Annotated in this window: 3 protein-coding genes and 2 tRNA genes; 2 read left to right on the plus strand and 3 right to left on the minus strand. The window is 72.9% G+C overall.

Annotated elements, in window-relative coordinates:
• Window positions 1-2,440, minus strand: a 2,440-nt coding sequence (locus tag ACFU3E_RS06340) for a PAS domain-containing protein (protein WP_384152856.1), incomplete at its 3' end; no start/stop codon positions are given.
• Between the two features lie 372 nt (window positions 2,441-2,812).
• Entirely contained in the window at window positions 2,813-3,331 is a 519-nt protein-coding gene (locus tag ACFU3E_RS06345; protein WP_384152859.1) for an SSI family serine proteinase inhibitor, read from the minus strand.
• Window positions 3,332-3,515: 184 nt separating this feature from the next.
• Here ACFU3E_RS06345 and ACFU3E_RS06350 point away from each other — a divergent pair.
• Together ACFU3E_RS06350 and ACFU3E_RS06355 are read left to right on the plus strand one after the other, a co-directional pair.
• A tRNA-Ser gene (locus ACFU3E_RS06350) sits at window positions 3,516-3,606 on the plus strand.
• Window positions 3,607-3,803: 197 nt separating this feature from the next.
• A tRNA-Arg gene (locus ACFU3E_RS06355) sits at window positions 3,804-3,876 on the plus strand.
• A gap of 91 nt (window positions 3,877-3,967) precedes the next feature.
• On the opposite strand, the gene ACFU3E_RS06360 is transcribed toward ACFU3E_RS06355, so the two are convergent.
• Window positions 3,968-4,327, minus strand: coding sequence for a tyrosine-type recombinase/integrase (locus tag ACFU3E_RS06360; RefSeq protein WP_384152862.1), 360 nt, complete (start codon window positions 4,325-4,327; stop codon window positions 3,968-3,970).
• Window positions 4,328-4,450 lie beyond the last annotated feature (123 nt).

Genomic DNA, 4,450 nt, shown 5'->3' on the forward strand with positions numbered 1-4,450 from the left:
CCTGCCCCAGAGCGGGCATCACCCCAGGCTCGACCGCGAGGCCGTCGGGGACCGGCTTCCCCTGCTCGGCCTGAGCGTCCTGATGGGCCGGGGCCGGTGTCTGATCGGCCTCGGCCGGCGGCAGCGCGAACACCGGACGCGGCCCGGCCGCCTCCTGCGCGGCGGCAGCCCGCTCGTTGGCGGCGGCCAGCGCACGCCGCCGGCGCCCGGTCGGCTGCTGGGCCTGCCCCTGAGCCGCATCGGCGGGACCGGCGGCCTCACCGCCGGACGACGGCGCGGGCAGCGCCGGCGGCAGCGCGGCCTGCTCACCGGGTTCACGGCGGGCCCGCCGCCCGGACGGCGCAGGCACACCCTGCGGCGGCACGGTCCCGCCCAGCCCGGTGTTCGAGGCGGCGGCCCCCGCCGCATGCTCGGCGGCCGTCATCACGGCCCCCTCGGCGACACCCTGGACAGCGCTCCCGACGTCGCCCGCACCGGCGTCCTCGGCCCCGCGCCGCCGCCGCCCGGTACCGCCCGACGCGCCGCCCTCACCGGACGCCTGCGCCGGAAGAGCGGCCTGCTCCCCGGCGGCCCGGCGCCTGCGCCGCCCGGTGGGCGCGGCCCCGTCGGCTCCGGGACCACCGGCCCCGTCGCCCTCGCCACCCGGAACATCTCCGTCCAGGAAGGCATCGGTGGTGGCCCGCCGCGCCCGGCGACGCCCCCCACCGGAGGTCTGCACGGCCGGGTCGACGACCGCGAGCGCAGCGGACTCGTCCACCGGCTGGGCCGCAACGGCCCCGGCCCCGCCGCCGATCGGCACCTCGAGGACGTACGCGCTGCCGCTCATCCCCGGCACGTCGTGCGTCTGCAGCACACCGCCGTGGGCCCGGACGATCCCGCGCACGATGGGCTCGTGCACGGTGTCGCCACCGGCATACGGCCCGCGCACCTCGATGCGGACGACCTCGCCGCGCTGTGCCGCCGCCACCACGACGGTGTTGTCCAGGTAACCGCCCGCCGACACCGGCGTGTTGCCGGTCGCGTCGACCCCCGCCACGTCCGCGACGAGATGCGCGAGGGCGGTCGCGAGCAGCCGGGCGTCGACCTCGGCCTCGATGGGCGGCGCGTGCACGGCGAACTGCACCCGCCCGGGCCCGATCAGCTCCACGGCCCCGTCGACCCCGGCGGCGACGACGGCGTCCAGCATCACCTTCGTACGGGAGATGCTCTCGCTGCCCGTGTCGAGCCGCTGGTACCCGAGGACGTTGTCGATCAGTGTGGTGATGCGCGCATAGCCGGCCGACAGGTGGTGCAGCACCTGGTTGGCCTCGGGCCACAGCTGCCCGGCGTCGTCGGCGGCCAGCGCGGCCAGCTCTCGGCGCAGCTCCTCCAGCGGCCCGCGCAGCGACCGGCCGAGCAGGGTCAGCAGCTGCTCGTGCCGGGCGGCGAGCGCCTCGAACCGGTCCTTCTCCCGCTCCCCGAGCGCTGCGTACCGATCCTCGTTCGCGGCGAGTTCCTCGGCGTGCCGCTCGGTGAGCTCCTCGACCTCGGTGACGTGCTGCTGGCGCAGCGCGGTGAGCTCGGAGGCGTGCTCCTCGGCGATCCGCTCCAGTTCCCCGGCGTGGCGCTTCTCGGCGGCTTCCTTCTCCTCGACGACGGCGTCGTACGGACGCCGGTCGGTGAAGGTCATCACGGCGCCGACGAGCTGGTCACCGTCGCGCACGGGCGCGGTCGTCAGGTCGACCGGCACCTTGCCGCCGTTCTTGGCGTACAGCACCTGGCCGCGCACCCGGTGCTTGCGCCCGGAGCGCAGGGTGTCGGCGAGCGGAGACTCCTCGTACGGGAAGGGCGAGCCGTCGGCGCGCGAGTGCAGGACGAGGTCGTGCAGTTCGCGCCCGCCGAGATCGCTGGCCCGGAATCCCAGTATCTGGGCGGCGGCCGGGTTGACGAGCACGATCCGCCCGTCGGTGTCGGTGCCGACGACGCCCTCGGACGCGGCCCGCAGGATCATCTCGGTCTGCCGCTGCGACCGGGCGAGCTCGGCCTCGGTGTCCACGGTCCCGGACAGGTCACGCACGACGAGCATGAGCAGCTCGTCGCCGGTGTAGCCATAACCGTCGTAGGCCTGCTGCCCGTTCTCGAGATTCGCACTGGTGACCTCGACGGGGAACTCGGTCCCGTCGGTCCTGCGCGCGATCATCCGGGTGGGCTTGGTCCGGGCGTGCGGATCGAGGTGCTCCGGCCGCCGCATGGAGCCGGGAATGAGCTTGGAGTCGAACTGGGGCAGCAGATCGAGCAGCCCGCGCCCCACCAGAGCGGTCCCCGGGGTCTCGAAGGCCTCCAGGGCGATGGTGTTGGCGTTGACGACCGTGCCGTTGGCGTTGACCAGCACCAACGCGTCGGGAAGCGCGTCCAGTATGGCTGCGAGGCGAGCAGCGCCTCGGGATGGCCTGCTGCTCACGAGACGCTTCCTCCCTGTTACCGCACCTTGCCGACCGCTCGGGCCATCTTGCCAACCGTCCCGCAGCGTGTCACGCGAGGGAGTCTAAGGGCTGCGGTTGCGCTCGCGACGCCGGATGAGAGCGAGGTCGCACGAGGAAGTGACCCCGAACTGACGACCGAGTAAGCGGAAACGCCCGCCCTCCTGCGACGACGTCGCGGGACCTTCGCGGGACCTTTACGAGGACGGCGTTTCTGTACCTTTCGGCCGGGCTGGCGTGATGAGGGCGGAGAGTGGCGCAATGGGGGTGCGGTGCGAGGCGCCGGTCAGCGGTTCGGCGCCCCGGCGGCCCGCCCCGGCGGCCCGCCCCACCTGTCGGTCCGGGCGGACTGTTCAGGCCCTGGCGTCCCGCTCACCCCCCACGCCCGGCAGCAGCGGCACGAGCCGGTTCCAGCGGGAGATCTGGCAGCCGTCGCGGCGGTCGTACGTGGCGTCGACGGGCCGTCCGGCCCAGGTGCCGGTGACGTGCGCGGTGGCCGGCCCGCCGTACTGCATGGTGCAGAAGCCGCCCTCCGGCGCGGGCGCGAAGACGTCCTGTCCCCACCGCGTGTCCCGCTCCAGGGCAGCACAGGCGCCCCGGGGGTCGGGGTGGCTGCCGCCGTCGGGGCCGCAGTACAGCTCGAACGTTCCGTCGGCTCCGCCGCCGGCGTTCCGCACGGTGACGGTGAGGTGATCGCGGTCCGGGCCGTCGCCGGGCCTGGCCGGGGACAGCAGGCCGGTCCCGTCGACTTGGGCATACGCGGCCGGCGGCGCCGCGGTCAGCGACCCGGCGGCGGCGACGGAGGCGGCGGCACCGACAAGCAGGCGCCGCAGGACGGGGCGGGCGGTGGCCCGGGGAGTGGCACGCAACATGCCCTGACTAACGCGACGCGGCCCCGGATGTTGCGCGCGGACGCCCGAGCGGGGCCCGCACCCGCCTGACAAGGCCTTTGCCCTGCGCCCTTCCCGCCTAGTACCGTGGGGGTCGATTGGTGACAGCACGCTCGACTGTGTCATCATCGGCACGCACCGCTCGCGCTCGCGCGGGAGTGATGCTGGAGGCGTCGCCTAGTCCGGTCTATGGCGCCGCACTGCTAATGCGGTTTGGGTCTTAAAGCCCATCGAGGGTTCAAATCCCTCCGCCTCCGCACTTGATCACGAAGCCCCGGTCACCCGACCGGGGCTTCGCTGTCGTTGCACCCCGGAAGCGCGGCCAGAAGTGCCGTTTCCGCAGCTCACAAGGGGTGCGGCTAATGGATTTCACATGGCGGCGGCAGTCATGTAATGTTCTTCCTGTCGCCGCGAGCGAGCCGAAAGGCCCGAGAGCGGCGAAAAAACAGAACAAGCACTCGTAGCTTAACGGATAGAGCATCTGACTACGGATCAGAAGGTTGCAGGTTCGAATCCTGCCGAGTGCACAGCACGTCAGAGGCCCTGTGGAGCGATCCACAGGGCCTCTGGCTTTTGTCTTGACGGCAGTGATTGACGGCAACCGTCTGTGAGAGTCGATCAGACGGCTACCGGGACACTGGCCGGGCCGCCGTCATCATCCGGTTCGCTGCCGTCAGCCCTCAGTGCGTCCCCGACGCGGTCGAAGGCGGACCGCTGGGAGTCGAGGCGCACGAAGGTGTAGATGTCCATGGTCACGCGGATGGAGCTGTGGCCGAGGACTTCCATGATCATGCGGGCGTCGGCGCCCTGTTCGTGGAGCAGCGAGGCGCACGTGTGGCGGAGGTCGTGGAAGCGGACCCTGCGCACGCCGGCACGGACGCACAACGCTTCAAAGGAGCGGTTCAGGTTGCGCGGCTCGATGGGGGTGCCGTTCTTCGTGGTGAAGACAAGACCCTGGGCCGTCCCCTTCCAGTTCAAGGCGGCCCGCCTACGGCGGGCCGCGCGCGCATGGCGCCCCTGTCCCCCCCCCCCCCCTGTCTCAGCCCACCCAACCGGGGGCCCCCCCCCCGCACCGCGCCCCAACACCCCCGCCGGCCCCCA

Source organism: Streptomyces sp. NPDC057424 (assembly GCF_042803315.1).
GTDB lineage: Bacteria > Actinomycetota > Actinomycetes > Streptomycetales > Streptomycetaceae > Streptomyces.

Excerpts from the sequence above, each read along its gene's own strand:
- ACFU3E_RS06345 (WP_384152859.1), bottom strand. The coding sequence starts at position 3,331 with ATGTTGCGTGCCACTCCCCGGGCCACCGCCCGCCCCGTCCTGCGGCGC.